Below are 24,645 nucleotides of genomic sequence, written 5' to 3'. Positions count from 1 at the left end.
ATTGTTTGAAAATTTCATAACATACAATCAACCAGTTTTAAGGCAAGTCCGGAAATCAGCCACAGGAAGTAAAGGGGATGTTCATTACTCCATTGTTTCTGACCAGCAATTTTATTACTGGTCAGAAACAATTTTCTTTCGAATGTTGATGTAACTCAGTGTGTATTCCAAATCCCTTTTACAATTTCGTTTTCGATAAATCCCGTGCATTTTCAGCCATTCGGATAAATTCAGCACGATAGCCCTCATTATCGGTTCCCTTTGCTGCCTTCGCACGTGCAATTAGACGGTCAAAATTAGCTTGCTGTTTAAAGTCCGAATCACGAAGTAACAGCCCCAGTTCGGCCACAGCCGTTGCAAAACGTAAATCTTCACTGACCTTATTCAACTCGGTTACCTTAGCTTGTACTACTTGTTGCTGCAATTTACTTTTTTCGCCATCCGGTTCCTTATAACGGAATTTGACCGTTGCCAACTCTCCGTTGCCTTTGACCTCAATATACTTAGTTGAATTTTGCTGGTATTTCAATGGATCTACCGTTCCGACCATCGTTGAGCTTACACCTACAGGAACGATTTCATACAGCGCTGTAACCACATGTCCCACGCCCATGTCGCCGCCCATTTTTTGATCGTTATTGAAATCTTCGGCTTCAAGCAAACGATTTTCATAACCGACCAGGCGATAGGCCTGCACATAATTCGGATTGAACTCAACCTGAATCTTCACATCTTTGGCTACCGTAAATAATGTCCCGCCAAATTCGGTCACCATGGCTTTCCGTGCTTCGGAAATATTGTCGATATAAGCGTAATTACCATGTCCTTTATCTGCTAGGATCTCCATCTTGCTATCTTTCAAATTTCCCATACCATAGCCAAGCACGGTCAGGAAAACACCGGATTTACTCTCTTTACTGATCAGTTGCTCCATAGATTCATCGCTGCTTTCGCCTACATTGAAATCACCATCACTGGCCAGGATAATCCGGTTGTTGCCACCCTTGACCAGGTTTTCCCGGGCAATCTCATACGCTTTTTTGATTCCTGCAGCACCAGCAGTGCTTCCCCCAGCCTCCAGCTCGTCTATGGCTGTTTTGATTTTCATTTTCTGGCTACCGCTAGTACTCTCCAGTTTCACCCCCGCTGAACCGGCATAAGTGACAATAGCCACACGGTCGATATCACGCAACTGATCCACCAGCATTTTCAAGGAAGATTTTACCAATGGTAAGCGACCTGGGCCCATCATCGATCCTGATACGTCGATCAAGAAAACCAGGTTAGAGGCTTTGAGTTGGTCTGTCGGGATATCTTTAGCTTTTAAAGTCACCCGCATCAACTGATGTGCCTCGTTCCAAGGCGCCTTGGTCAATTCGGTAACAATATTCACTGGATCGCCATTCTTCGGTCCCGTCACCTGATATTGAAAATAATTGATCATCTCCTCAACGCGTACAGCATCCTGATCAGGCAAACTGCCTGCATTGATAAACCGGCGCACATTGCTGTATGAAGCAGCATCCACATCTGCAGCAAATGTCGACAACGGCTCCTTCAATGGATTGATAAACTTATTTTCTTTGATTTTTTGATACGATTCCTGGCTTTGTTCCGGTATATAAGCACCACGAATATAGATTCCCTGTGCCTGACCTGCTAATGCAGTAGAGGCATTCCCGGTAATTGTATTTCTTTTCGCAACTTTACCATAGCCCACAACAACAACCTCTTCCAGTGCACGGTTATCCTGTACCATACTAATATCCATCGTCGCCTTTCCCTTTACCTTAACCCGTTGAGTAATATAACCAAGTGAGCTGAACGCTAACGTGGTTTTACCGGATGTTACCTGGATCTGATAATTTCCGTCACGGTCGGTCGTTGTACGGGCATTAGTCTCCACATTTGTGACCACAACAGCACTTAAGGCCATTTTTGTCTTTGCATCAGTCACCTTACCTTTCACTTCGTATTGCTGACCGGCATATCCACCAAGGGATAGCAACATGCTCATTAAAAAAAGTATTGTTCTCATATCGTTCAAATTTTGTCAAGGGATGCGTCGAATATTAAATTTCCATAAACCAGAAAAAAAAAATATTTTTAGCAAATAAAATGTTCGCATTCAAGTCGTCAAAAAAGGATTCCACGCAAGACCAGGAGCTCTTGCAGCAATATCAGGAGACCACAGATCTCAAGGTATTGGGAGACCTTTATCAACGACATGCCGAGATGGTCTATTATGTCTGCCTAAGGTACCTTCAAGATCCAGAACTGAGCAAGGATGCCGTAATGAATATTTTTGAAGAGCTTATCTACAAGGTCAATAAGCAAGAAATCAAAGACTTTCCGAGATGGCTCTATGTGCTTGGCAAAAACCATTGCCTGATGTATCTAAGGGCCCAAAAGAACAAACCACAAATTTCTTTGGATGAATTTGTGAAATATCCCGAAGATCTGCATCAGTATGAACAACAGGATGAAAAAGAGGAACAATTGACTGCAATGGAAGGCTGCCTGGAAAAATTACCGGACAAACAGCAACAGTCCGTCAGACTCTTTTTTCTGGAGGAAAAATGTTACAAAGAGATCAGCGACTCGACAGGATATAGCTTAAATGAAGTAAAAAGTTATATCCAGAATGGGAAGCGAAATTTAAAAAATTGCATGGAGGCTTGGAATGGGCGACAGTAATTATGATATAGCATACTTAAAGAAATACGTCAACGGTCAACTTTCTCCCAAAGAGATGTATGCCATTGAACGTGAGGCCCAACGTGATCCCATGTTGGCCGATATTCTTATGGGTATAGAAATGGATCAAAACAGTACTGTTGCTTCCGAACTTGACGCGCGCATTGCGCAGCGCATCGCGGATAAAAAAGAAGCCAGGATAAAAGTCTTCGACTGGAAACGATTGGCCATTGCAGCTACCGTAGTCGCTGTTTTAAGTGTCGGGATACTCTACTTCCAACAACAGAAAAATACATCTGAACAACAGCGCACCGCAGATGTTGCTGTACCGGTAGATGTGCCCGCACCGAAATCCAAACCACAGAACGATACGACGACCTCTTCGCCTATCGCAGCAGATAGCAAAGAGCAGGACAGCCCTAGGCTGGCGGACAACAATAAGCCCTCAGGCCTACCTCGATATACGGAAGAAGCCGCTCCGGTGCATAAGGATTCCCCGATCCGAATCGCTTTGAGTGAAAAGATGAATAGCGGCATCCACAGGGACCGAGCTATAGGTGATTCTAAGATGTTAGATAGTGTTCAGGTAATTGGTTATGTTCCTAAGTCGAAAAAAAATATAACCGGAAGTACGGTTATGATCCGTGGGCAACAGCCCAATCAGAGCAATGCGCTCGCCGGTCGTGTCGCCGGTGTCAATGTAACTCCGCAAACCTATGGTAGCCCACTACAGGTCACTGTACGTGACAAAGAAACTGGCCTACCAATATCGGGAGTTACCATCATACAGCCCAATAGTAAACTGGCAACAAATACTGATGCCCAGGGAAAAGCCACCATCCAGCCAAGCACCGTGGACTCATTGGTCGATATCATGGCTGTAGGTTATAATACAGTTGCGCTGAATATGCGCCGCAACAAAAACCTGAATATAAAATTGCAGCCTTCCAGTGCGAGCCTGGAAGAGGTCGTGGTAACGACCATGTCCGCACGAAAAATAAAGAGCGCAGAACCTGTCTGGGGATGGAAGTCATTTAATAATTACGTTAAAAAGAAAACAGCTAACAGCCGCTATGAGGGCACCGTACGCCTGAATTTCGATATCGATAAAGATGGATTCCCGTCCAATATCACAATCCTACAGAGTGCAAATGAGTATCTGGACAACCAGGCCAAGCAAATTTTACTCTCGGGACCGAAATGGAAAGGTGGGGACAACCGGTATGTCTCGCTGACATTTGATTTTAGGTATTAAAACTCATCAGGCCAGAACGGCAACTTGCAAAAAAAAAGCGCTTTCTGAAATCCTGTCGCTAAGATACAGCTTCGCTCATCCCCCTGCCAATTACCCTAGCTGCTTCAGTAGGCCTGCGCGAAATCACACCTAATGCAAGACACTATTTAAAGGCACCCGATAGCGATTAAAGCAAAAATTTTAATGTATAAAATCTAAGATTATTTCATACATTAGCACTATAATTCTTAACCATATAGTGACTTTTTATGAAAGGCTTTTTCACCAGTCTGCTTATTCTCGGCAGTTTTTGGGCTCATGCCCAGGATTTTTCATTCGGTAAGGTAAAAAAAGAAGATTTCGCCATCGATATTGGCAAGTTGGATACTGCCGCCAATGCCTTTGTCATTCGGGAATATGGTTCCGCACAGGTCAACTATACTTCGCAGAAAGGCCTGGTTGTGGAATTTTTAAAGCATGTCCGGATCAAAATATTGAACAAGGAAGGTTATGAACATGCGAACTTCACGATTGCACTTTACAAAAGTGGCAGTGAACGTGAAGTTGTCACTGACATCAAGGGGGCTTCCTATCACCTCGAAGGGGATAAAGTCATTGAAACAGAGATGACAAAGGCAAATATCTTCAATGAAAATTCTTCGGAAAACATTTCCCTGACCAAAGCCGCAATCCCACAGGTTCAGGAAGGAACAATTATTGAATATCGCTACAAAACGGAATCCCCTTTTATTTTTAACCTCAATGCTTGGGAATTTCAGGAAGAACTCCCCAAAATATATAGCGAATATGTCACCCGTATACCCGAAATATGTCATTACAAGTCTAATTTGAAGGGTGGATTTCCCATTAAAGACCGCAAAACCGAGAATTATAATACAGGATTAGAAAGTTCAGTTGGTGAAATCCTCGGTAATAAAACGACCTATATCATGGAGAATATTCCGGCCTTCCACAGCGAAGATTATATGACCTCCTCGAAGAACTTCCGGTCTATTCTCTTTTTTGAACTCGGGCGCTATAGCTTCCCTATGGGACCTACAAAGGACTTCTCCCTGACTTGGGAGAATGTACGGGAAAAATTGGTCGAAGATGAAAGTTTTGGTGGTCAGATCAAGCGCAAAGGAGCCTTAAAAGAATTTATCGAACCTGTGCTGCAGGGCGCGAATAATGATATCACAAAAGCATCCCGTCTCTATGCCTACTTTCAGAAACAGATCAAATGGAACAAGAAGCACTCGATATATGCGAAAAATATCAAAGAGGCGCTTGAAAAAAGAACCGGCAATAGTGCCGACATCAATCTCGGACTGGTCAATGCATTGCGTTACGCCCAGTTAGAGGCTATTCCAGTTATTTTATCCACACGCGACAACGGCTATGCTGGCCTGTATGCACCCGCATTATCGGAATTCAACCATGTTGTCGCTCAGATGAAAATCGGCGAAGAATACTATTTATTGGACGCAACTTCGCCCTATGAACCCTTCGGCAATATCCCCTTAAAATGTGTCAACTACCAAGGTCGTTCCATCCCGCTGACCGGAGAATCCGACTGGGTAAAACTGGAGTCCAAACTTCCCGCCTCTCAAAGTAATTTCTTCTTTGGTGAGCTGATGGAGAATGGTACGCTAAAAGGCAAATGGGTCACCTCCCGCAATGGCTATACGGCTTCACGCATGCGTGAACGCCTACAGGGCAGCAATTCCGAAGAGGAATTTTACGAAAAATTGGATGAGGAAAATAACCGTATCAAAATCAATAGTTTTAAAGTTTCCAACCGGGATTCTCTGGACAAACCTTTCGCCGAAGAATTTGAAATCGAGATTGAAAATTTTGCCAGCCTACAAAATGACCAGCTCGCTTTCAACCCGTATATTGACAGCAAAACAACCAAAAATCCATTTAATCTAACGGAGCGCAATTACCCAATTGATTTCGGCTCGCTGATCCACGAAGAGAACTATATGGAAATCAAATTGCCAAAAGGGTATGCATATGCCCCCGAGACAAAATTAAAGAACATCAGTATGGCGCTCCCCGAACGGGCAGCCCGCTATATTTTTAAAGTCAGCAATTCCGATCCGAATATCCTACTTATTGAGAGCGCAACACAATTTAACAAACCCTTGTTTCTGCCTGAAGAATATTTTGATCTAAAAGAGTTTTTTAGCCGGATCATTCAGGCGCAAAAGCTGGATATTTCACTAAAAAAAATCTAGTTGTCGCCTTAACAAAAACTTCATGTTATATTGACGATAAGCTTAAATAGGGGGCTTAAATTTGAATAACAAAAAAGAATTAAAAATGATTAAAGATTCAGAATTATTCGAACTAGAGTATACCTTCCTTGGTGAAGGTTTCGAGTTAGATGGTGATGACATTATCACCGATGAAGACTAGGTCTTCACTTTTTTAGCAAGTATTATTCCCCTTATATAATCTCTAAGCCCGGTTGATTCCTCTCCGGGCTTTTTCTTTCTTTTACATTTTCATTTTTTCTATTATCACCAAGAATAAAGCAACAGTTCCCTCACTGTTCATTTTTTCTATGGTACCTCCTCAAGATGTAAGCCCCCCCGGAGTACAGCTCGCTCCTTTCTTAACGAGATGAGCAAAAGCCAAGTGCGGGACTATCGGTTATATAACTCCGAGCATCTCGCTATAGGCTTCATACAACAGACTGATCGCATCGCGCATATCTTTTTCCTCGAGATGAGCAAAACCCAAACGCAGGGCTGTCACTGTGCGATTCTGGTAAAGGCAGTTGCTCGGCAGCAGCAATCCCTTTCCTTTGGCCTTTTCCTGTAAAGCGGTCAATGAAAAACCAACATTAAACCTTACCCAAAAAGCCAATCCCGAAACCGGAACCTCAAAAACGATCTTATTTTCAAAATAGGTATACAGCAACGCTGCAAATAAGTCTTTCCGTTCGGCAATGACTTTTTGAAACTTTCGCTGATACCGAAAGATATCACCCTGATGGATAATTTCTCCCAATGTTTTTTCAATCATAAAATTGGGTTTACCAAAAAGGTTCAGGTATTTTTTGCCCTCTTCCAGAAGATCCTGAGGAGCAATCAAAAAATTCATTTGAAAACCTGGATCCAAAAAACGGCCGAAGGTCCCGGTATAAATCACCTTATGCCCTCCATTTTTACGAAAGAGAGATTCTCCTTTATCTTTGATCAACGAGGTTTCAAAATCAACATCATCTTCGATGACGATAAAATCATACTGTTCGGCCAACTGCAACAGCTGTATTTTCCTCGTTTCAGAAAGGCTTACTGTTGTGGGATATTGGCATTTCGTATTGATATAAACAAACCTGATCTCTCCAGGGGCAAAATGATCTGCGATATAGTCAATATTCATTCCCATTGCATCTACAGGAATCGTTTTCAACTTCGCTCCGGCCTGGCTAAAGATCATGTTCGGCAAAAAATAGCTAAGATTTTCGACCAGCACAATATCTCCACGCTGAATCAGTAGGCGCGACAAAATAGAAAAGATCTGTTCCCTGCTGGCAATAGGCAATAAAAAATTTCGGGAGAGATGGAATCCCCGTGTCAAATTGAGATAATAACTTAATTGATCCCTAAAAAACAGATTTCCATCGGCGGTAGCCAGAAATTCATTGCTCTTCTTTTTCCGCTTCACCATGGCAGCGTAAAAACGAACCAGTTCTTCTGTATCGATCACACGGTAGTCCGGGGTGCCGTCGGTAAAATAATATTTTTCGGGGACTTCCATTACCGGTGTATCCAGGATCAATTCCCTTCTAAAATGATACGGAGCCCGATCTGGCGGCTGCCTAAAAACCTCAATCGCTGCCACTCCTGAGCTCAGAGGTTCCGGATTTTTCACAAAAGTGCCCCTGTTGGGTAGGATATCTACCCAACCCTGTGCCTGCAATTCTGCTAGTGCGGCCACGACCGTTTTCCGGTGCACCTTTAATTCTGTTGCAATCTTCCGGCTCCCAGGAAGAAGGTCCCCGTCCTCCAACAGATTCCGCTTGACAGCATTGATAAATTGATAGACGATCTGTATATATACCGCATCTTCCTTACGGCGATCTATCTTGATAATGGAATGAAAAGCTATACTAACCGGACTACTCATTATATTTATTTCGGACTACCAAAGTTAAACTTTAAACTGTAATATTTGCAATTCAGCTGAAAAACAGCCCGCTGAAAATGTGGGATTCACACCCTATCTTTTAATAAAAACTGATTTTTCAAACGATCAAAAACAAACGCTATGCAAGCTAAAAAGAAATGGACACAGGCAGAAGTTATTGCCTTATACAACAAACCGATCATGGAATTATTGTACGAAGCGGCTACTGTCCACCGGACCTATCATGACCCCAATAAAGTGCAGGTATCCACCTTGATTTCGATAAAAACCGGCGGATGTCCCGAAGATTGTGCCTATTGCCCACAGGCTGCACGCTACCATACCGATGTTAAGGCCGAGCGGATGATGGGTGTAGAACAGGTCAAAGCGCTTGCTCTGGCAGCCAAAGCAAGCGGCAGTTCACGGATATGCATGGGTGCTGCCTGGCGCAATGTCAAAGACGGTCCAGAATTTGACCAGGTCTTGGATATGGTCCGCACACTGAACAAACTGGATATGGAGGTCTGTTGCACGCTGGGTATGCTGACCGAAAATCAGGCTCACCGACTATCGGAGGCCGGGCTCTATGCTTATAATCACAACCTGGATTCCTCTGCTGAATATTATGAAGAGATTATCTCGACCCGCAGTTACGGTGACCGTTTGCAGACCATCGAAAATGTACGCAAAACTAATATTACCGTATGCAGCGGTGGCATTATTGGCATGGGGGAAAGCATAGCCAACCGGGCGGATATGCTGATTACATTGGCCTCACTTCACCCGCAGCCCGAGTCGGTACCGATCAATGCGCTGGTGCCCGTCGTAGGTACACCGATGGAAGCCATGGAGACCGTATCGATCTGGGAGATGGTGCGCATGGTTGCCACCGCACGAATTTTATTGCCACAAACGCAGGTTCGCTTATCTGCTGGCCGTACCAAGATGAGTCGCGAAGGGCAGGCCCTCTGTTTTTTTGCAGGGGCAAATTCCATTTTCGCGGGTGATAAACTGCTCACAACCGCCAATCCCGATGTGAATGAGGATCTGGATATGTTCAAAACATTGGGCTTGATCCCACAACAGCCCTTTGAGAAAAAAAGCCAGCCTGAAACCCTCGCAATGGAAGACAGGCAATATCGGGCGTTGGACGAAAAGCCACAATGGTCACGACCTGCTCACAGGATTCCACGCAACCTGGCTAAACAGCAAGGGAAAAAATAGATCAGCCTGCCACAGCTTCCTAAAAAATCAGGCAAGCAACGACAGCATTAAGCCAGTGTTATGTTGCTTGCCTGTACAAGATTAAGCCAACAAGGGATCGGTTGTGGTTTCCACTCCGGTCTCCAACCGTCCTGCAAGCTGTAGCTCAAAACTGGCGTCGCCAAGTCCCTTAATTTCAAGATCATACCAGTTGCCCTGTGCGGCAATATCCAAAATCAGCACAAGTTCTTTACCAGCTCCAATTTCCTTTGTCGTTGCATAATGCTGATAATTCAAACTTTTTATCGCCAGCCGAACAGGCTTTATATCCAGATTTCGTACGGCCAACTGCAGCTTGCCTGTTGCTGTTCGGGTCAGTGATTTGAGTTCAGGGCCTACGGTAGCCAACACCGCGGGCGCATCTTTTTGTCCGGCAAACTTGCGATAAAAACCATTTGGCCCATGCAGCTCAAAGGCATAGCGCTGTCCTTCAAACTGCTGCAGGTCCCACCTGTAGTCGAGGCGATCCCCGGCTTTGACCGCAAAATTCCAGTTTCGATAGCTTTCGCTTTCCCCCGCTCCGTCTATATAGACAAGTGGACTATACACATTGAAAGGTACACCGCTGGTCTTTTTACCAAATAGCCCTGTATCCACCTGCATCGTCAGGTTAAATTGACCATTCTGCACATATCCAAAAGCATCATGTCCGTAAGGCAATGCTGTCGATTTACGGATTCCCTTTTCCTGTACGCGATTGAATTTCGACGTCCAAACCTGCTGCTTAGCTTGGTTTAGATCCGTAATTTCAATAAAGCCGCCTGGATTATCTTTAAATTGGGCGTTGTATATAGTTTCGATATATTGGTTACGTTCGAGGAAGGGAAGCTGCTCCTGCACCTGGACAAAAGGCGTGAAAGCCGCTGTCAGGTCTCCACAAATTGTTCTCCGCCAGGCACTGATATGCTCCAGATTGATATTTTTATTGTATTTATGGTTAAAGAAATACTCCAAAAACTGCAATGTGGAGGTATGGTCGAATACTTGAGAGCAAACTTTTCCGCCCCGTGACCAAGGCGATGCAATGTACATCGGTACACGGAACCCCAGTCCCACTGCACCCTCACGCGCCTGTTTCTTTGGAATTCCCTGTTTAAGTTCATTCTCCAGGCGTACCATTTCCACTTCACTGTCAATTCCCGCCGAACAGGCGCCAGTATCTTTTTTCATTAGATCCGGCACGAGGAAAGGTTTCACATGGTCGTAATAACCATCATTCTCATCGTAAGTGATGATAAAAATCGTTTTTTTCCAGACTTCCGGATTTTTGGTCAGAATATCCAATACTTCCGACACATACCAGGCACCGTACCAAGGGGCACTGGGATGATCCGAGAAATTTTTGGGACCGGCCAACCAGGATACTGCAGGTAATTTCCCAGCGTCGACATCTTTTCTGAACTGATCGAGCACATCCCCTTTAGGCACTTCCAAAGTCCGCTTTTTTCCCTGGTCTTTAAATTGCAAAGTCTCCAGTTTACGATAATTATGATCGCCCTTATTGACCGTGAAGGCTCGCTGATGTAAGGATTTGGTAAAATCAGACAGCTTGCTGTAATTATCGGCACGGAACTCCTTTAGTTCAGCTTCGGCCCGCTCGAGGGCTTCACTTTTCTTACGGATATCAACCCGGATTTTTTCTGCCTGCTCTTCCGATTCGGGCGATCGCTCTTCAAGCCTGGAAATCTGTCCCGGTAGATCGCGTACCTGCGCCTCAAGGTTGCTGACATAGGTATCTTTAAACTTGACCTGATAGGCCTGAAAAAATTCCAATAGATTACAGCCGAAGTTGGACAGCCAGGCACGCTCTTCACCCGATAGTCCACCCCCGCAGCTGGTTTCATTTTGATAAAAACGCCAATCTATATTGTTCTTTTCTAATAGTTCGGGAAAGGTTTTCCAGGTCATTTTTCCATATCCAAAGTCATCATTCCGAATATTGACCTTTTGCAATCCATCCTTTATTTCCGTGATCTTCCCGGTCCAAAAGAAGGAACGGTTGGGTGTTGTACTGGTCATGCCCGAACAGAAATTCTGATCACATACGGTAAAAGCATCGGCCAATGCATAGTGGAAAGGCAAATCCTCACGCGTGAAATAACCAAGGGTCAGTGGCATCGTTGCATATTGCTTATTGCCCGACTGTTTGGCCGTTAACCATTGGTCGTATTTCCCGCCATTGTAGGCATCCACCTGACTTGCCCTGCTATGGGGAAGTGAGCCCATCCAGGTTACCTTGCTCTCTTTGAGATTTAGCCGAAAAGGGGCAAACACTTTCCCTGCCTTATCGGTTTGATACCAGACCGGCAGATCGTTGGGCAAGCGCACTGCACGGGGATCGTTAAACCCACGTACGCCAGAGAGACTCCCCAAAGTATGATCAAAGGAACGGTTTTCCTGCATCAGGATCACGATATGCTCGGCATCCAGAAAGCTACTTCCAGACGCCGGATCGATGGCAAAGGCTTTTTGGATAGAAGCCGGCATAAAATTGGCGATACCGGCAGCTCCTGAAAATAATAAGGTCTTTCGGAGAAACTCTCTTCTGCTTTCCATAATGTTTATCTATAATTTCGATTTGAATCTACTTAGATTTCTTTTTGTTTCATATTTCTTCGTGTAAATCTTGTGTTACTAAATTATTGACAGGACACGAATATGTCAAAAGTGGGAAAATGTCAATGGGAGGAATATCGTAAACGGATGCATTGGATAGGGTTGACAAAATTTGCTTACTTTTACGGAAGGACAATGCATACATTTATGGTGGACATTTTGTTACTCGAAGACGACAGGATTCTTTCTACGGAAATTAAATCCTTTTTATTAAGTCAGGGTTTCTCCTGTGACCAGGCCTTTGATGGCATTGAATTTCTCGCGCAGACACATCAAAAAAAATATGGCTTTTACCTGCTCGATATTAATGTACCCAAGATCAACGGCTTAGAAATCTGTAAAAAAATACGAAGTCACGATGCCCTGACCCCGATTATCATTCTTTCGGCCTATGATGATATCGACGACAAAAAGGAAGCCTTTCTCCGTGCTGCGGACGATTATCTTGTTAAACCTTTCGTACTGGACGAGTTGTTGCTTCGCATCAATTCACTTCTTCGCCGGCAGCAGCATAACGAAAACAATAGTCCCAAAACGCTGATTATAGATGATCTGGTCATTTACCCTGACGAAGCCCGGGTACTCCGGTCAAATGAAGAAATCAACCTGACACAGAAGGAATTTCAGTTGCTGCTCATTTTGGCGCAGGCCAATGGACGAACTTTATCGAAGCAACATATTTCGGAGGAAGTCTGGCAAAATCAATTCCAGACAACACAAAATACCATCGAAGTTTATATCAATTTTTTACGTAAAAAAATCGACAAGAATTTTGAAAACAAGCTGATCCATACCAGACCTGGATTTGGCTATTACCTCGCTGCGGATAAATGACTTTAAAAAAGAAAATAGCGATCAGTTTTAGTATTGCGTTCTCCATTTTATTTGGCATTGCAATGCTCATCATCTATTATGCCAGCGTTGATTTCAGAAACGATCAATTCCGTCAGCGTCTGGTCGATAAACTGGATTATATCTCACATTACATTGCCAATACGCCTTCTTTTGACCGCGAATCTTATAAAACGTATTTTCAGGATATTGAAGACGGACTTTTTTATGAGGATGTCATTATCCTGGACAGCCACAAAAAACTTATTTTCAGCACGGTAAAAGACAAAACAATTACCTGGAACCAAGCGATCATCAACCGTCTGGACAATGAAAAACGAATTTTCTATAAACAGGATCAATATGAAATTTTGGGCAAATATTACCTGATCAACAATCGGGCGTATTACCTTTTGGTCAAAGCCCAGGATTATTCCGGCAACGAAAAGCTGGATCACCTGGCTATTGTATTAACGATCTTGTTCCTACTGAGTACGTCATTGATCTGGATCTTTAGCTATAACCTTATTCTCCGCTTACTGAAGCCATTGGACAAACTCAAAAAGGATATCACACAGATCAATGCCAGTAAGCTGACAAATCCGGTCAAATATGCCGGGAACACGGACGAAATCGCGGTATTGACCCAAGCGTTTAATACGATGCTGAAACGGCTTTCCGGCGCATTTGAATCCCAAAAAGAATTTAATTCGAGTGCTTCCCATGAGCTTCGTACGCCGCTGGCCAGAATGTCATTTCAGCTGGAGAACCTCCGACATCAACAACAGCTGGATGAAGATGTCAGTCATGTACTTGACAATATTGCAAAAGAAACGCAGCATCTTTCGGAAGTCACCAACTCACTGATGCTGCTTTCGAAATTTGATTCGGCAACGCTCCAAACGACTTATCAGGAAGAACGGATTGATGAGATCATTTTTACGGCATACGAAAAGGTTGCAAAGGCTTTCCCCGATCTGCAACTTGATTTTTCCATTAAAGGCATCGCAGATCCCAGATTAACCCTCATTTGTTCGGCACAGTTAGTTGAAATCGCTTTTGTCAATCTGTTCAAAAATGCAGCACTATACTCCTATCATCCAGAGGTAAGTGTCGTTATCCATGAATCTCCGACGCAGCTGAAAGTATTGGTCACCAGTCATGGGGCTGCCTTGAGTGCCAGTGATCAAAAGCGCATTTTTGATGCGTTCAGCCGCGGTGAGAATGCCACCGAAACCATTGGTTCGGGTCTTGGACTACGGATCGTCAAACGCATTATGGATTCCCATCAGGGCAATATCGAATACAAAGCCAATACAGCGCATTCAGCGCATATATTTATACTCAGATTCCCGGATCCCCAGTTCGGCCACCGAAGCTGACAATTTCCGCCCTCAGCCATAGCTGAGGTGAAGAACGATTAAATTTTAAGCTTTTTTTAAGTATTTATTAAGGGGCTTTTAATCTGGGTCCTCTTTCTTTGTTGCATAAGATTCGATCATGATGACAAAGAAATCCTTGCTATTTTTACTGTTTTTAAACTCGGTTGCTTTAGCACAACAGAAAGCGACGGTAGCGCTCAATGCTATTCGTCCGGGAAATGCAACCGTCCGTTCTGAAACTACAATTGATAGAACAATACAGCAGTCTTCCGGCAGAAAAATGACGCTTCTTGAATGTGAAGAAGCCTTCCGTAAGAACAACCTCTCTTTATTGGCGCAACAATATGATATCAGTCAGGCTGAAGCGGATGTCATTCAGGCCAGGATCTGGGAGCTTCCGCAACTGGAGGTCGCCGTCAATGCCTATGATCCACAAAATAAAAAGGCATTTCATGTGGGGGGATCAAAAGATGCCAGTATATCCCAATTGCTTTATCTGGGTGGAAAAAAGAAAAATGAGGTTGAATTCGCCAAATCAAATGTCGAACTTTCGAAATTACAGTTCAGCCAGTTGCTAGCCAGTCTACGCGCACAACTAAGAACAACATTCTATTCCCTTTATTTCGAACAACATAAACTGGCCGACATCAATGTGCAACTGGATTACCTCAACAGCTTATTGACCGCCTACAAAGAAGAAGGAAAAAAAGGAAACGTTTCCCTTCGGGATCAGGTTCGTCTGCAAACCATGGCCATCGACCTTAGCAACGAAAAAACGAGTGCCAACAACAGCATTATCGCTATGCAACAACAGTTAAGGGTGCTACTCTCCAATCAGGAGGACGTGCTTCCCAATCTGTCAGATGCTGAGGCCGATCGGGAACTGGCCATCAAACCGGCAATAAGCATGGACAAAATATTTGACCTGGCACTTGAAAACAATGCGGACTATCAGTTTGCATTAAAAACAGCCGAAAGCTCGCAGCTGTTTACCAAGTGGCAAAAATCCCTGAATACACCGGATATCAATCTGGGCATAGAATACAGCCAGAACGGAGGCACATTTCACAATGAACTGAACCTCAAAGCGGCTATTCCACTTCCGCTATGGAAACAAAACAAGGGAAACATCATCAAGGCCAAATATGCGGAAGAAGAAGCCAAAAAAAATATCGAGGTACAGCGGCAGCTACTGGAATCACAGATCCGCGCCAACTATCAGTCCTGGGAAAATCAATACAAGCAATACTTCGCGATCACGGCCGACGACCTGCACAATATTGCTTCTGTCTACGATGGTGTGTTCAGCAATTTCAGAAAAGGCAATATTTCCCTGGTTGAGTTCAGCGATTTTATGGATAGTTACCGCATATCCATACTCAAACTTTACGATATGAAAAAAGAAATTATCCTCAATGCCGAGCAACTTAACTACTTGGCGCAAACCCCTATATTCAATTCAAGCCATGTCAACTAAACTACTTCTCCTAAGCACTGTGGCCATCGTATCCCTATACGCCTGCCAGAATCATAAAGAAACAGACAATTCTGCGATTGTCAAAGGTTTTGAAATCAGTGAAACGATGCTCAGATCGACAAGTTTCGTCCCTGTAAAAAAAGAAAATGTGACCGAGGAGCTCAATTTCTTCGGTAAAATATCGGCCGATCAGAATAATTATATTGACATCTTTCCGCTGGTGGGTGGAAATGTCGTATCCGTCAATGTATCCCTGGGTGATTATGTGCGTAAAGGTCAGGTACTCGCCACAATCCGAAGTACAGAAGTCGCGGGGATACAGAAAGATCTATCCGATGCAAAAACAGATCTGCTCCTAGCCGAGAAGAATTACCGTGTTGCGGAGGATATGTATAACGGCAAACTAAGTACCGACAAGGACATGCTTGAGGCCAAAGGACAACTGGACAAAGCCAAAGAGCAACTGCGCCGTTCACAAGCCGTCAGTCAGATCTACAACGTCCGTACCGGCAATATTTATTCCGTTGTCTCTCCTATTGACGGATATATCGTCCAAAAAAACATCAACAAGGATATGCAGTTGCGCAGCGACCGCAGTGACAATATTTTTGATGTTGCCAATACCAAAGATGTGTGGGCAATACTCAATGTGAACGAAACGGATATCGATAAGATCAGTATGGGTATGCCGGCCGTGGTTTCCACGTTAAGCTATCCCGACAAAAAATTCAAAGGTAGTATCGACAAGATCTTTAAAATCATTGATCCGCAAACCAATGCCATGCAGGCGCGTGTTGTGCTTGACAACAAGGACGGTCTGCTTATTCCAGAAAGCAAGGCCACAATTAAACTACTCCATCATTCCAATACACAGGCATTGGCCATCCCTTCGGATGCAGTGATTTTTGATCAGAACAAGTATTTCGTATTAATCTATAAGTCACAGAATGACATCAAGATCCGTGAGATCCAGCCGCTGAAACAGAATGAAGAAATCACATATGTCAGCTCAGGTTTACAGGAAGGCGAGCAGGTGATTGTCAACAACAAGCTTTTGATCTATAGAGCATTGAATAATTAACCTGTATAAGCTTTTCGAGCATGAACAAATTCATTAAAAATATCATTGCCTTTTCCATAAAAAATAAAGCCTTTACCTTTATCTGGGTTGGCATTTTGGCGATTGCCGGCTTTATAAGTTTCAAAAGTATGCCCATTGAGGCATTTCCGGATGTAACCAATACGCAGATCACCATCATCACCCAATGGAATGGCCGTAGTGCTGAAGAGGTCGAACGTTTTGTGACCACTCCTATTGAATTGGGCATGAGTCCTGTTCAGAAGAAGACCAGCATACGCAGTACCACGATGTTTGGGCTTTCCATTGTTAAAATCATCTTTGATGATGGCGTAGACGATACTTTTGCGCGCAATCAGGTCAACAACTTGCTGCGCTCAGTCAGTCTTCCTGAGGACATTGATCCGGAAGTGCAACCACCATACGGTCCAACGGGAGAAATATTCCGGTATACCCTGCATAGCGACCAACGGAATTCAAGAGATCTATTGACCTTGCAAACCTGGGTTATTGACCGGGCATTGCGAGGTGTTCCGGGCGTGGCCGACATCAATGTGTTCGGTGGGCAGGATCTGGTCTATGAGATCAGTACCGACCCCATCAAATTGGACAAATATAATCTTAGCCCCCTACAGGTTTACGATGCCGTCAGCAAGAGCAACCTCAATGTTGGGGGTGATGTGATCGAGAAAAGTGGACAGTCCTATGTCGTGCGCGGTATCGGTTTGGTCAACTCCATCAATGACATCGAAAACATTACCGTGATCAACGAACGCGGCAACCCAGTATTTGTTAAAAATGTAGCGGAGGTCAAAGAAAGTTCCATGCCCCGGGTAGGGCAAGCCGGTTTTGGTAAAAGCGATGATGTTGTTGCCGGTACGGTGGTGATGCGTAAGGGAGAAAACCCCAGAGAAGTACTGACCGCTGTAAAAGCAAAAATTGCGGAACTCAACGACAAGATATTGCCCAAAGACGTCAAAATGCAAACGTTCTATGACCGTGACAACCTGATGGATTTTACGACACATACCGTCATGCATAATCTGATCGAAGGTATCGTTCTGGTTACCCTAATGGTATTGCTTTTTATGGCGGACTGGCGGACGACTGTAATCGTTTCCATCGTTATTCCCCTCGCCCTTTTATTCGCGTTTTTATGCCTTAAACTAGCGGGTATGAGTGCCAATCTGCTTTCTTTGGGCGCCGTGGATTTCGGAATTATCATCGATGGTGCCGTAGTCATGGTCGAAGGTATATTTGTGATGCTGGATCATAAAGCCCATAAACTGGGCATGGAAAAATTCAACAAAATGGCCAAGGCGGGTTGGATCAAACAAACCGGTACTGGATTGGGGAAAGCCATTTTCTTTTCCAAACTGATTATCATCACCTCCTTGATCCCGATCTTTTCCTTTCAAAAAGTGGAGGGCAAGATGTTCTCGCCGCTGGCCTTTACACTCGGTTTTGCCTTATTGGGGGCACTGTTATTTACACTGACCCTCGTACCGGCCCTATCCCATATTCTGTTGAACAAAAATGTCAAAGAAAGGCATAATCCTTTTGTGGAGTTTTGGAACCGAATAGTGGCAAAAGGCTTTGGATTTACTTTTAGAAATAAACGCCTGAGTTTACTTGTTTCATTAGTTATACTGGGTACGGTATTATTTTCCGCTAAATTTTTGGGAACTGAATTCCTGCCGACATTGAATGAGGGCTCACTTTGGGTAACCGCCGAAATGCCGATGAGTACTTCCTTAAAGGAATCCATCAAAACAACGAAAGTGTTAAAAACGACGTTGGAATCCTTTCCGGAGGTAACCGGTGTGTTATCGCAGACCGGACGGAGTAATGATGGAACAGATCCGAATGGTTTTGGATTTGTGCAATTTGCCGTAGCACTGAAACCAAAGGAAGAATGGACACGAAAGATCAGCATGGATCAGCTGATTGAAGAAATGGACCATAAACTCAAGCAGTACCAAGGGATTACGTACAACTATTCACAACCCATTTCGGACAATGTCGCGGAAGCTGTCGCAGGATTTAAGGCCGAAAATGGGATTAAGATCTTTGGAGACAACCTTGCTACCTTGGACCGCCTATCGAAAGAGGTCTTTGCACAGATCAAGGATATACAGGGGATCAAAGAGCCTGGCATTATTCTGAATATCGGGCAGCCGGAAGTCAGTGTTATCCTGGACAGAACACGCATGGCTGCATTCAACGTGCTTCCGGCCGATGCGCAGGCCGTACTGGAAATGGCTTTTGGCGGAAAGACTGCTTCAGTCTTATACGATGGTGAACGCAAGTTTGACATTCGCCTGCGGTATGCCCCGGAATATCGGAAGACAGAAAAGGATATCGCCCAGCTGATGGTGCCCTGCGGCGACGGTACGTTGATCCCCTTGAAAAGTATCGCAACAATAGAAAAAGACAATGGGGCGGCCTTTATCTATCGGGATAATATCAAACGCTATATCGGCATCAAATTTTCTATCCGTGATCGTGACCTTGGTAGTACCATTGCCGAAGCACAGCAGAAAGTCAGCAAGATCAAATTGCCCGATGGTTATTCCATTGGCTGGACAGGTCAGTTCGAGAATCAGCAACGGGCGACACATCGCCTGGCGCAGGTAGTACCGATCAGCCTGGTTTTGATCTTCTTCTTATTGTTTATTTTATTCGGAAATATCAAGGATTCCTTGCTTGTATTAGCCAACGTTCCTTTTGCACTGATCGGTGGAATTATTGCATTACATGTGACCGGTATGAATTTCGGTATCTCCGCCGGCGTGGGTATGATTGCTTTATTTGGGATATGTATCCAAAATGGTGTTATCCTGATTTCGGAATTCCATCAGAATAAAAAAGATGGCCTGCCTAATGATCAATCGATCTATAAGGGTGTCAAATCGCGTACCCGTCCTGTTGTGATGACCGCATTAATGGCTTCCATTGGCTTGTTGCCGGCAGCACTCTCTACCGGTATAGGTTCGGAATCGCAAAAACCTTTAGCGATTGTCATTATCGGTGGATTGATATCTGCTACCATCCTGACATTGCTCGTATTTCCGATCATCTATGATATCTTCAATCGGGGGGAAAAAGTACAAAAAAGAATCACAGATTAATAACGTCCATTTTATATACTATATACTTAGACCGTTAACGGTCACCGATACTGCCTACGCCGTGAGGTGTAAGGCAGTATTTCGTTTTTGGCCCAACTATGGATGTAACATTTGTATCTATTCGGTCCATAAAGTTTCAAAAGCAACAAAAAGCCCTTAAGTTTACAACAAATTATCGTCTGCGGGGTATCGCACCACGCAGGTTCAATAGACAAAATATATGACTATTCTCACCTTTACGCTCATCCTTCTTTTGGGTGCATTTATTGCGGGCCTCTTAGGGTCGCTTACAGGCCTGGGAGGCGGAGTGGTGGTCATTCCGTTGCTGACCCTCCTCTTTCATGTCGATATCCGTTATGCCATTGGCGCCGCATTACTGGCTTCGATCGCTACCTCTTCGGGGGCCGCTACCGCTTATGTTAAGGAGGGAATTACCAATATCCGGCTCGGGATGTTTCTGGAAATTGCAACTACGGTAGGTGCTGTTATCGGTGCTATCATTGCGATCTATATGCCCACCAATACCATTGCCATTATCTTTGGCGTAGTACTGATCTTTTCAGCGGCAATGACGGTACGCAAGAAAAATGAGCAGGCTTTTTCGGGTGGTTCGGCTTTAGCCGAAAAGTTAAAACTAAACAGTACATATCCTTTGGATGGCAAACTTGTGCCCTACAAACTGAGCAATGTCATCGGAGGTTTTTCATTGATGGGCGTTGCAGGCATCCTATCTGGCTTGCTGGGTATTGGCTCGGGTTCACTTAAAGTACTCGCCATGGATAGCATGATGAAAATCCCCTTTAAGGTCAGTACTACAACAAGTAATTTTATGATCGGGGTAACAGCAGCAGCCTCAGCAGTAGTCTATCTACAACGGGGTTATATGGATCCGGGGATTGCCTTTCCCGTTATTTTGGGTGTTCTTTGTGGTGCGATTACCGGTTCAAAGCTTCTGAAAAGAATGAACCCCAAGACCTTGCGTATTATTTTTGCCGTCGCCATTACCTTGGTTGCACTGGAAATGATCTTCAATGGATTTCAACATAAATTTTAGACAATACATTAGAGGTTTGATATTCAACGGCATCACAAACGTTATATCCATTTTTGAACAATAAAGCTTATTTGAACAAAAAAAGTAACGTACTCGGATTGGCAATAGACATTTTATAAGTAATTATTTACAGATGAAACAGGTATTTTCAAAAAACTATTGGGGCGATAAAGATATCTCATTGCTCGTGGGACAGATCTTACGCACCGGTGTCATCCTGGCTTCCGCGATCCTGGTGATTGGTGGAATCTGGTATTTGATCGCGCATGGGCAGGATGCAGTCCCCAACTATAAGGATTTTGTCGGTGAAGGAAAAGCCAATACGACGATCAGCGGTATTATCGTAGGCGCATTTAACAAAAATATTCCCCAGATCATACAACTCGGGGTCTTACTCTTGATCTGCACCCCAATCGTACGGGTGATCGGCTCCCTATTTGGCTTCATCATCGAAAGAGACAAGCTCTATGTTATCATCACGTTGATTGTGGTGACTGTTATTATAGGCAGTATATTGAGCGGAGTCAAGGGATAATCCGCTCGGAGCCCCCTTCTTTATCTTTTGGATCTCAGCCAGGTAGATTTCTCCAGTGCATATTCAAAATTTCTCCGCTCGGGTTCATTAACATAGGACACCAATTTCTCGGCTACCTTGCTGGCCCCTAAGCGTTCAACGGCTTTCTGTGAACGTATATTTTCTGCGCCTACATGTAAATAGATCTTATCGACAAAATTAAAGGCAAAGTCAAACATCATTTCTTTGACCAAAGGATTGATCCCGGTCCCCCAGTAAGCGCGCGCATAAAACGTGAAACCAACAAAAATAGATTTTTCGTCCTCATTCAAACCATAATACCGGGTGCTACCGATGCATTCGCCCGTCTTTTTATCCACAATAAGATAAGCTGCCTTGCTTTCCAATGCGGCATCAAAAAAAGAGCGAAAAACCTCTTCTTTCCAGCGGTCTTTATTGGGATGCTGTTCCCATATCAACGGATCTTTTGCCACTTGATAAAGTACATCAAAATCGCTGGGGTCAATCAGCTTTAATACGACCTTATCATTTTCAAGTTTATTCGGTGCTACAAACTTCATCTGAACATATTTAACGTAGGATTTTTACCAAATTTTAAATTTTAATAAAAGATACCAATTATTGATGAAACCAAATTGAAATACATTTGCTGTTATTCAAATATTACACCAAAATGTTCAATTACTGATCAGGATCGTATTTCGATCCGATGGCCATCCATCATAAATTACGACAATGAGCAACAAACTGTCAAACTGGTAAAAGTGGTCTTGTCCAGCCCTACCGGGAACACAAATATGATTGGGCCTTAAAGTTTCACAAATTGCATTATTCGATAAAATCTTCTGCACAATGAATATCAAATACTGCATTGCGATGATTCTAATTGATGTATTGTTTGCATTTAAAATTGGCAAAAAATCAGCTCGCTGATGAAATTAACAGCGCAAAATTTCGTATTTTACCCGCTAATGGAACAATTCAAGGAATTTGTAAGACAGCGCATCAATGTCAGCGAAGAGGAGTTGAATGATATTGTATCACGTTATCAGGTCAGAAAAATCAAGAAAAAGGAATACTTTTTAAGGGCGGGTGAGATCTGTCATTATGAAGCTTATGTCCTCAGCGGACTGTTTAAATCATTTTATGTCACAGCTGATGGCATAGAACATATCCTACAATTTGCGATTGAAGACTGGTGGGTGGGGGATATTGCCAGCTTCAACTATCAGGAACCGGCTTTGCAGAATATCCAGGCCCTAGAAGACTCGGTGGTACTTACTTTATCGAAAACAGCGAAAGACAAACTTTACGAAGATCATCCGATCTATGAGAAGCTTTCCAGAATTATGGCCCAACGGGCACAGATTGCGTCCCAACACCGGATTATATCAAGCATAGGGTTTACAGCCCAGGAGCGTTATCTGGATTTTATCAAGCGCTATCCTAAAATATACCCTCGGATTTCCAATATGCAGCTGGCTTCCTATCTGGGGGTAACACAGGAGTTTTTAAGCCGGTTGAAAAGACAGATTTTAAAGCCTAATCGAAATTCTTGACCTACATCAATTTTTTCTATTTAAGATTATCACACCTTTGCAGAAGCTTGTTCAAACAAACATTTTGAGCAATTAAACGTTTGGTAAATAAACAAATAGAAAATAACATGAATAGATTTTTCCAATTTCTGGCAGTAGCAGTATTAATGGTTAATGTTGCTGTAGCACAAGTAAAATGGTCTGCTGACCCCGGACATACCAACGCGAGATTTGACGTCAAACACCTCGGAATCAGTTTTGTCGATGGTCAGTTTACCAAAGTGGAAGGAACAGTGGAAACCGCAACTGCAACAAGTTTTAACAATGCAAAAGTAAACTTTTCCATTGATGTCAATAGCATTGACACCCGTATCGAAGCACGTGATAACCACTTAAAAACGGATGATTTCTTCGCAGCAGACAAATTTCCAAAGATGACTTTAAAATCGGTCAGCTTTAAAAATGCGAAAGTGAAAGGTAAATATATCATGGTAGCCGATCTGACCATCCGCGACGTCACTAAAAAAGTAACTTTTGATGTCACGCAAAATGGTGGCGTCATTACTGATCCCTGGGGAAAAACACGCGCTGGTTTTACTGCAAAAACAAAAATCAACCGCCAGGATTTTGGTATTAAATACAATGACAAATTACCTTCAGGTGTAGAAGCAGTTGCTTCTGATGTGGATATCATTGTTAATACAGAATTGGTTCTGAACTAAGCTACGACTTTTTAAATCACGCAAACTGGAATTGGCTCCCCAAGGTTTTGGGCAGCCAATTTTTGTTTATGGCTATAGCCGTAAACAAATCTCTTTTTCTCGCCTTCAACCCTTTACCTTAATTTTACGGCAGGTATTTTTCTTCTTAAAATCCCTTCAACATCCCACCATCCAGTGGAATATTGGTTCCGGTGAGGTAGTTGGCATAGGCCGAGCAAATGAAAGCAACCAAGTAGCCATATTCTTCGGGCTTGCCCAAGCGGGCTGCCGGAACCTGCTTTAAACGCAGCTGCAGCGCTTCCTCATAGGATATCCCCAATCGCTGCGCATCCATATGAGTCAAGGATTGAATTCTTTCAGTATCAAATAACCCCGTTAAGATGCTATTGACTGTCACTCCATCTTTCGCGACATCATCCGAAAGCGATTTGCTCCAGCTGATCAATGCCGTGCGGATCGTGTTTGATAAAACCAGGTTAGACACAGGTTCCTTTACGGTGGAAGATGACACATTGATAATACGTCCATAACCATTTGCCAACATATAGGGTAAGGCGCGGGAAGTCGTATAACAGTGATTCTGAAACAAAAGTTCAAAGGCATGCTGGTAATCGGCCAGATTTTTCTGATCAATTGTCCCGGCCTGTGGCCCATTGGAGTTATTGACCAGAATATCCACCCTATTGGATTCAAAATAGTTATCTATTTGTACTTTATAGTCTTCATGATCATTGTAATCCACCAGAATATATTGGTGTACTTGTCCTTTGGAACTATCCAGGCCTGCCAGTGTATCTCGCAGCTTATTTTCGTTACGGGAGGCCAGTGTAATGCTTGCACCACAGGAGGCCAAAACCTTGGCTATTCCGGCACCGATACCCGCGGAACTTGCACCAATCAAGGCTTTTTTTCCAATTAGATTGATTTCCATTTTTATTCGTATGCTA

General features: G+C 43.6%; 18 protein-coding genes. 13 read left to right on the top strand and 5 right to left on the bottom strand.

The features are described 5' to 3' along the window. Positions 1 to 178: 178 nt before the first annotated feature. Positions 179 to 2,038, bottom strand: coding sequence for a von Willebrand factor type A domain-containing protein (locus tag ABDW32_RS17055; protein WP_343564540.1), 1,860 nt, complete (start codon positions 2,036 to 2,038; stop codon positions 179 to 181). 80 nt (positions 2,039 to 2,118) lie between these two features. Here ABDW32_RS17055 and ABDW32_RS17050 point away from each other — a divergent pair, with 80 nt between their 5' ends. The 3 genes from ABDW32_RS17050 (at position 2,119) to ABDW32_RS17040 (ending at position 6,171) form a co-directional block, all read left to right on the top strand. Beyond that, on the top strand, positions 2,119 to 2,697 hold the full coding sequence (locus ABDW32_RS17050) for a sigma-70 family RNA polymerase sigma factor (protein ID WP_343564538.1): 579 nt from the start codon (positions 2,119 to 2,121) through the stop codon (positions 2,695 to 2,697). Continuing rightward, entirely contained in the window at positions 2,684 to 3,952 is a 1,269-nt protein-coding gene (locus ABDW32_RS17045) for a carboxypeptidase-like regulatory domain-containing protein (protein WP_343564536.1), read from the top strand. The genes ABDW32_RS17050 and ABDW32_RS17045 overlap by 14 nt, the downstream gene beginning before the upstream one ends. Before the next feature lie 248 nt (positions 3,953 to 4,200). After that, positions 4,201 to 6,171: a transglutaminase domain-containing protein gene (locus tag ABDW32_RS17040; protein WP_343564534.1), complete on the top strand. Its 1,971-nt coding sequence runs from the start codon at positions 4,201 to 4,203 to the stop codon at positions 6,169 to 6,171. 418 nt (positions 6,172 to 6,589) lie between these two features. Here ABDW32_RS17040 and ABDW32_RS17035 read toward each other — a convergent pair whose 3' ends face one another. Beyond that, positions 6,590 to 8,071 (bottom strand): PLP-dependent aminotransferase family protein, encoded by a 1,482-nt coding sequence (locus ABDW32_RS17035; protein ID WP_343564532.1) that lies wholly within the window; start codon positions 8,069 to 8,071, stop codon positions 6,590 to 6,592. A 141-nt stretch (positions 8,072 to 8,212) separates the two neighbouring features. Here ABDW32_RS17035 and bioB point away from each other — a divergent pair, with 141 nt between their 5' ends. Beyond that, positions 8,213 to 9,295 (top strand): biotin synthase BioB, encoded by a 1,083-nt coding sequence (gene bioB / locus ABDW32_RS17030; protein ID WP_343564530.1) that lies wholly within the window; start codon positions 8,213 to 8,215, stop codon positions 9,293 to 9,295. An 81-nt stretch (positions 9,296 to 9,376) separates the two neighbouring features. Here the strand turns inward: bioB and ABDW32_RS17025 are convergent, their stop codons facing one another. Beyond that, a complete protein-coding gene (locus ABDW32_RS17025) occupies positions 9,377 to 11,890 on the bottom strand; it encodes a phospholipase C, phosphocholine-specific (protein ID WP_343564528.1) in 2,514 nt (837 codons plus the stop codon). A gap of 102 nt (positions 11,891 to 11,992) precedes the next feature. Here ABDW32_RS17025 and ABDW32_RS17020 point away from each other — a divergent pair, with 102 nt between their 5' ends. The 7 genes from ABDW32_RS17020 (at position 11,993) to ABDW32_RS16990 (ending at position 21,438) form a co-directional block, all read left to right on the top strand. Continuing rightward, positions 11,993 to 12,784 (top strand): response regulator transcription factor, encoded by a 792-nt coding sequence (locus tag ABDW32_RS17020; protein ID WP_343564526.1) that lies wholly within the window; start codon positions 11,993 to 11,995, stop codon positions 12,782 to 12,784. Continuing rightward, a complete protein-coding gene (locus ABDW32_RS17015) occupies positions 12,781 to 14,163 on the top strand; it encodes a HAMP domain-containing sensor histidine kinase (RefSeq protein WP_343564524.1) in 1,383 nt (460 codons plus the stop codon). The genes ABDW32_RS17020 and ABDW32_RS17015 overlap by 4 nt, the downstream gene beginning before the upstream one ends. Positions 14,164 to 14,281: 118 nt before the next feature. Beyond that, a complete protein-coding gene (locus ABDW32_RS17010) occupies positions 14,282 to 15,640 on the top strand; it encodes a TolC family protein (protein ID WP_343564522.1) in 1,359 nt (452 codons plus the stop codon). Further along, a complete protein-coding gene (locus ABDW32_RS17005; protein ID WP_343564520.1) occupies positions 15,630 to 16,721 on the top strand; it encodes an efflux RND transporter periplasmic adaptor subunit in 1,092 nt (363 codons plus the stop codon). The genes ABDW32_RS17010 and ABDW32_RS17005 overlap by 11 nt, the downstream gene beginning before the upstream one ends. 20 nt (positions 16,722 to 16,741) lie before the next feature. Further along, complete coding sequence (locus ABDW32_RS17000) at positions 16,742 to 19,849, top strand: CusA/CzcA family heavy metal efflux RND transporter (protein WP_343564518.1); 3,108 nt, start codon at positions 16,742 to 16,744, stop codon at positions 19,847 to 19,849. 220 nt (positions 19,850 to 20,069) lie between these two features. Further along, on the top strand, positions 20,070 to 20,903 hold the full coding sequence (locus ABDW32_RS16995; RefSeq protein WP_343564516.1) for a sulfite exporter TauE/SafE family protein: 834 nt from the start codon (positions 20,070 to 20,072) through the stop codon (positions 20,901 to 20,903). A 133-nt stretch (positions 20,904 to 21,036) separates the two neighbouring features. Beyond that, the gene (locus tag ABDW32_RS16990; RefSeq protein ID WP_343564515.1) at positions 21,037 to 21,438 is read left to right on the top strand and encodes a DUF1634 domain-containing protein; all 402 of its coding nucleotides are present in this window, start codon (positions 21,037 to 21,039) and stop codon (positions 21,436 to 21,438) included. Positions 21,439 to 21,458: 20 nt separating this feature from the next. On the opposite strand, the gene ABDW32_RS16985 is transcribed toward ABDW32_RS16990, so the two are convergent. Further along, positions 21,459 to 21,998 (bottom strand): GNAT family N-acetyltransferase, encoded by a 540-nt coding sequence (locus tag ABDW32_RS16985; protein WP_343564513.1) that lies wholly within the window; start codon positions 21,996 to 21,998, stop codon positions 21,459 to 21,461. Positions 21,999 to 22,370: 372 nt separating this feature from the next. Between ABDW32_RS16985 and ABDW32_RS16980 the strand changes: the two genes are divergently transcribed. After that, positions 22,371 to 22,997, top strand: a complete 627-nt coding sequence (locus ABDW32_RS16980; protein WP_343564511.1) for a Crp/Fnr family transcriptional regulator — start codon at positions 22,371 to 22,373, stop codon at positions 22,995 to 22,997. A gap of 107 nt (positions 22,998 to 23,104) precedes the next feature. Next, on the top strand, positions 23,105 to 23,698 hold the full coding sequence (locus ABDW32_RS16975) for a YceI family protein (protein WP_343564509.1): 594 nt from the start codon (positions 23,105 to 23,107) through the stop codon (positions 23,696 to 23,698). A gap of 145 nt (positions 23,699 to 23,843) precedes the next feature. On the opposite strand, the gene ABDW32_RS16970 is transcribed toward ABDW32_RS16975, so the two are convergent. Continuing rightward, on the bottom strand, positions 23,844 to 24,629 hold the full coding sequence (locus ABDW32_RS16970; protein ID WP_343564507.1) for an SDR family oxidoreductase: 786 nt from the start codon (positions 24,627 to 24,629) through the stop codon (positions 23,844 to 23,846). Positions 24,630 to 24,645 lie beyond the last annotated feature (16 nt).

It is taken from the genome of Sphingobacterium sp., from assembly GCF_039596235.1.
GTDB lineage: Bacteria > Bacteroidota > Bacteroidia > Sphingobacteriales > Sphingobacteriaceae > Sphingobacterium.
The sequence above is the reverse complement of the archived record's forward strand: the minus strand, read 5'-3'. Positions and strand labels throughout refer to the sequence as shown.

Excerpts from the sequence above, each read along its gene's own strand:
- ABDW32_RS17010 (WP_343564522.1), top strand. The coding sequence starts at position 14,282 with ATGATGACAAAGAAATCCTTGCTATTTTTACTGTTTTTAAACTCGGTT.
- ABDW32_RS16970 (WP_343564507.1), bottom strand. The coding sequence starts at position 24,629 with ATGGAAATCAATCTAATTGGAAAAAAAGCCTTGATTGGTGCAAGTTCC.
- ABDW32_RS17040 (WP_343564534.1), top strand. The coding sequence starts at position 4,201 with ATGAAAGGCTTTTTCACCAGTCTGCTTATTCTCGGCAGTTTTTGGGCT.
- ABDW32_RS17015 (WP_343564524.1), top strand. The coding sequence starts at position 12,781 with ATGACTTTAAAAAAGAAAATAGCGATCAGTTTTAGTATTGCGTTCTCC.
- ABDW32_RS17005 (WP_343564520.1), top strand. The coding sequence starts at position 15,630 with ATGTCAACTAAACTACTTCTCCTAAGCACTGTGGCCATCGTATCCCTA.
- ABDW32_RS16990 (WP_343564515.1), top strand. The coding sequence starts at position 21,037 with ATGAAACAGGTATTTTCAAAAAACTATTGGGGCGATAAAGATATCTCA.
- ABDW32_RS16985 (WP_343564513.1), bottom strand. The coding sequence starts at position 21,998 with ATGAAGTTTGTAGCACCGAATAAACTTGAAAATGATAAGGTCGTATTA.
- ABDW32_RS17045 (WP_343564536.1), top strand. The coding sequence starts at position 2,684 with ATGGGCGACAGTAATTATGATATAGCATACTTAAAGAAATACGTCAAC.
- ABDW32_RS17055 (WP_343564540.1), bottom strand. The coding sequence starts at position 2,038 with ATGAGAACAATACTTTTTTTAATGAGCATGTTGCTATCCCTTGGTGGA.
- ABDW32_RS16975 (WP_343564509.1), top strand. The coding sequence starts at position 23,105 with ATGAATAGATTTTTCCAATTTCTGGCAGTAGCAGTATTAATGGTTAAT.
- ABDW32_RS16995 (WP_343564516.1), top strand. The coding sequence starts at position 20,070 with ATGACTATTCTCACCTTTACGCTCATCCTTCTTTTGGGTGCATTTATT.
- ABDW32_RS16980 (WP_343564511.1), top strand. The coding sequence starts at position 22,371 with ATGAAATTAACAGCGCAAAATTTCGTATTTTACCCGCTAATGGAACAA.
- ABDW32_RS17020 (WP_343564526.1), top strand. The coding sequence starts at position 11,993 with ATGTCAAAAGTGGGAAAATGTCAATGGGAGGAATATCGTAAACGGATG.
- ABDW32_RS17035 (WP_343564532.1), bottom strand. The coding sequence starts at position 8,071 with ATGAGTAGTCCGGTTAGTATAGCTTTTCATTCCATTATCAAGATAGAT.
- bioB (WP_343564530.1), top strand. The coding sequence starts at position 8,213 with ATGCAAGCTAAAAAGAAATGGACACAGGCAGAAGTTATTGCCTTATAC.
- ABDW32_RS17025 (WP_343564528.1), bottom strand. The coding sequence starts at position 11,890 with ATGGAAAGCAGAAGAGAGTTTCTCCGAAAGACCTTATTATTTTCAGGA.
- ABDW32_RS17000 (WP_343564518.1), top strand. The coding sequence starts at position 16,742 with ATGAACAAATTCATTAAAAATATCATTGCCTTTTCCATAAAAAATAAA.
- ABDW32_RS17050 (WP_343564538.1), top strand. The coding sequence starts at position 2,119 with ATGTTCGCATTCAAGTCGTCAAAAAAGGATTCCACGCAAGACCAGGAG.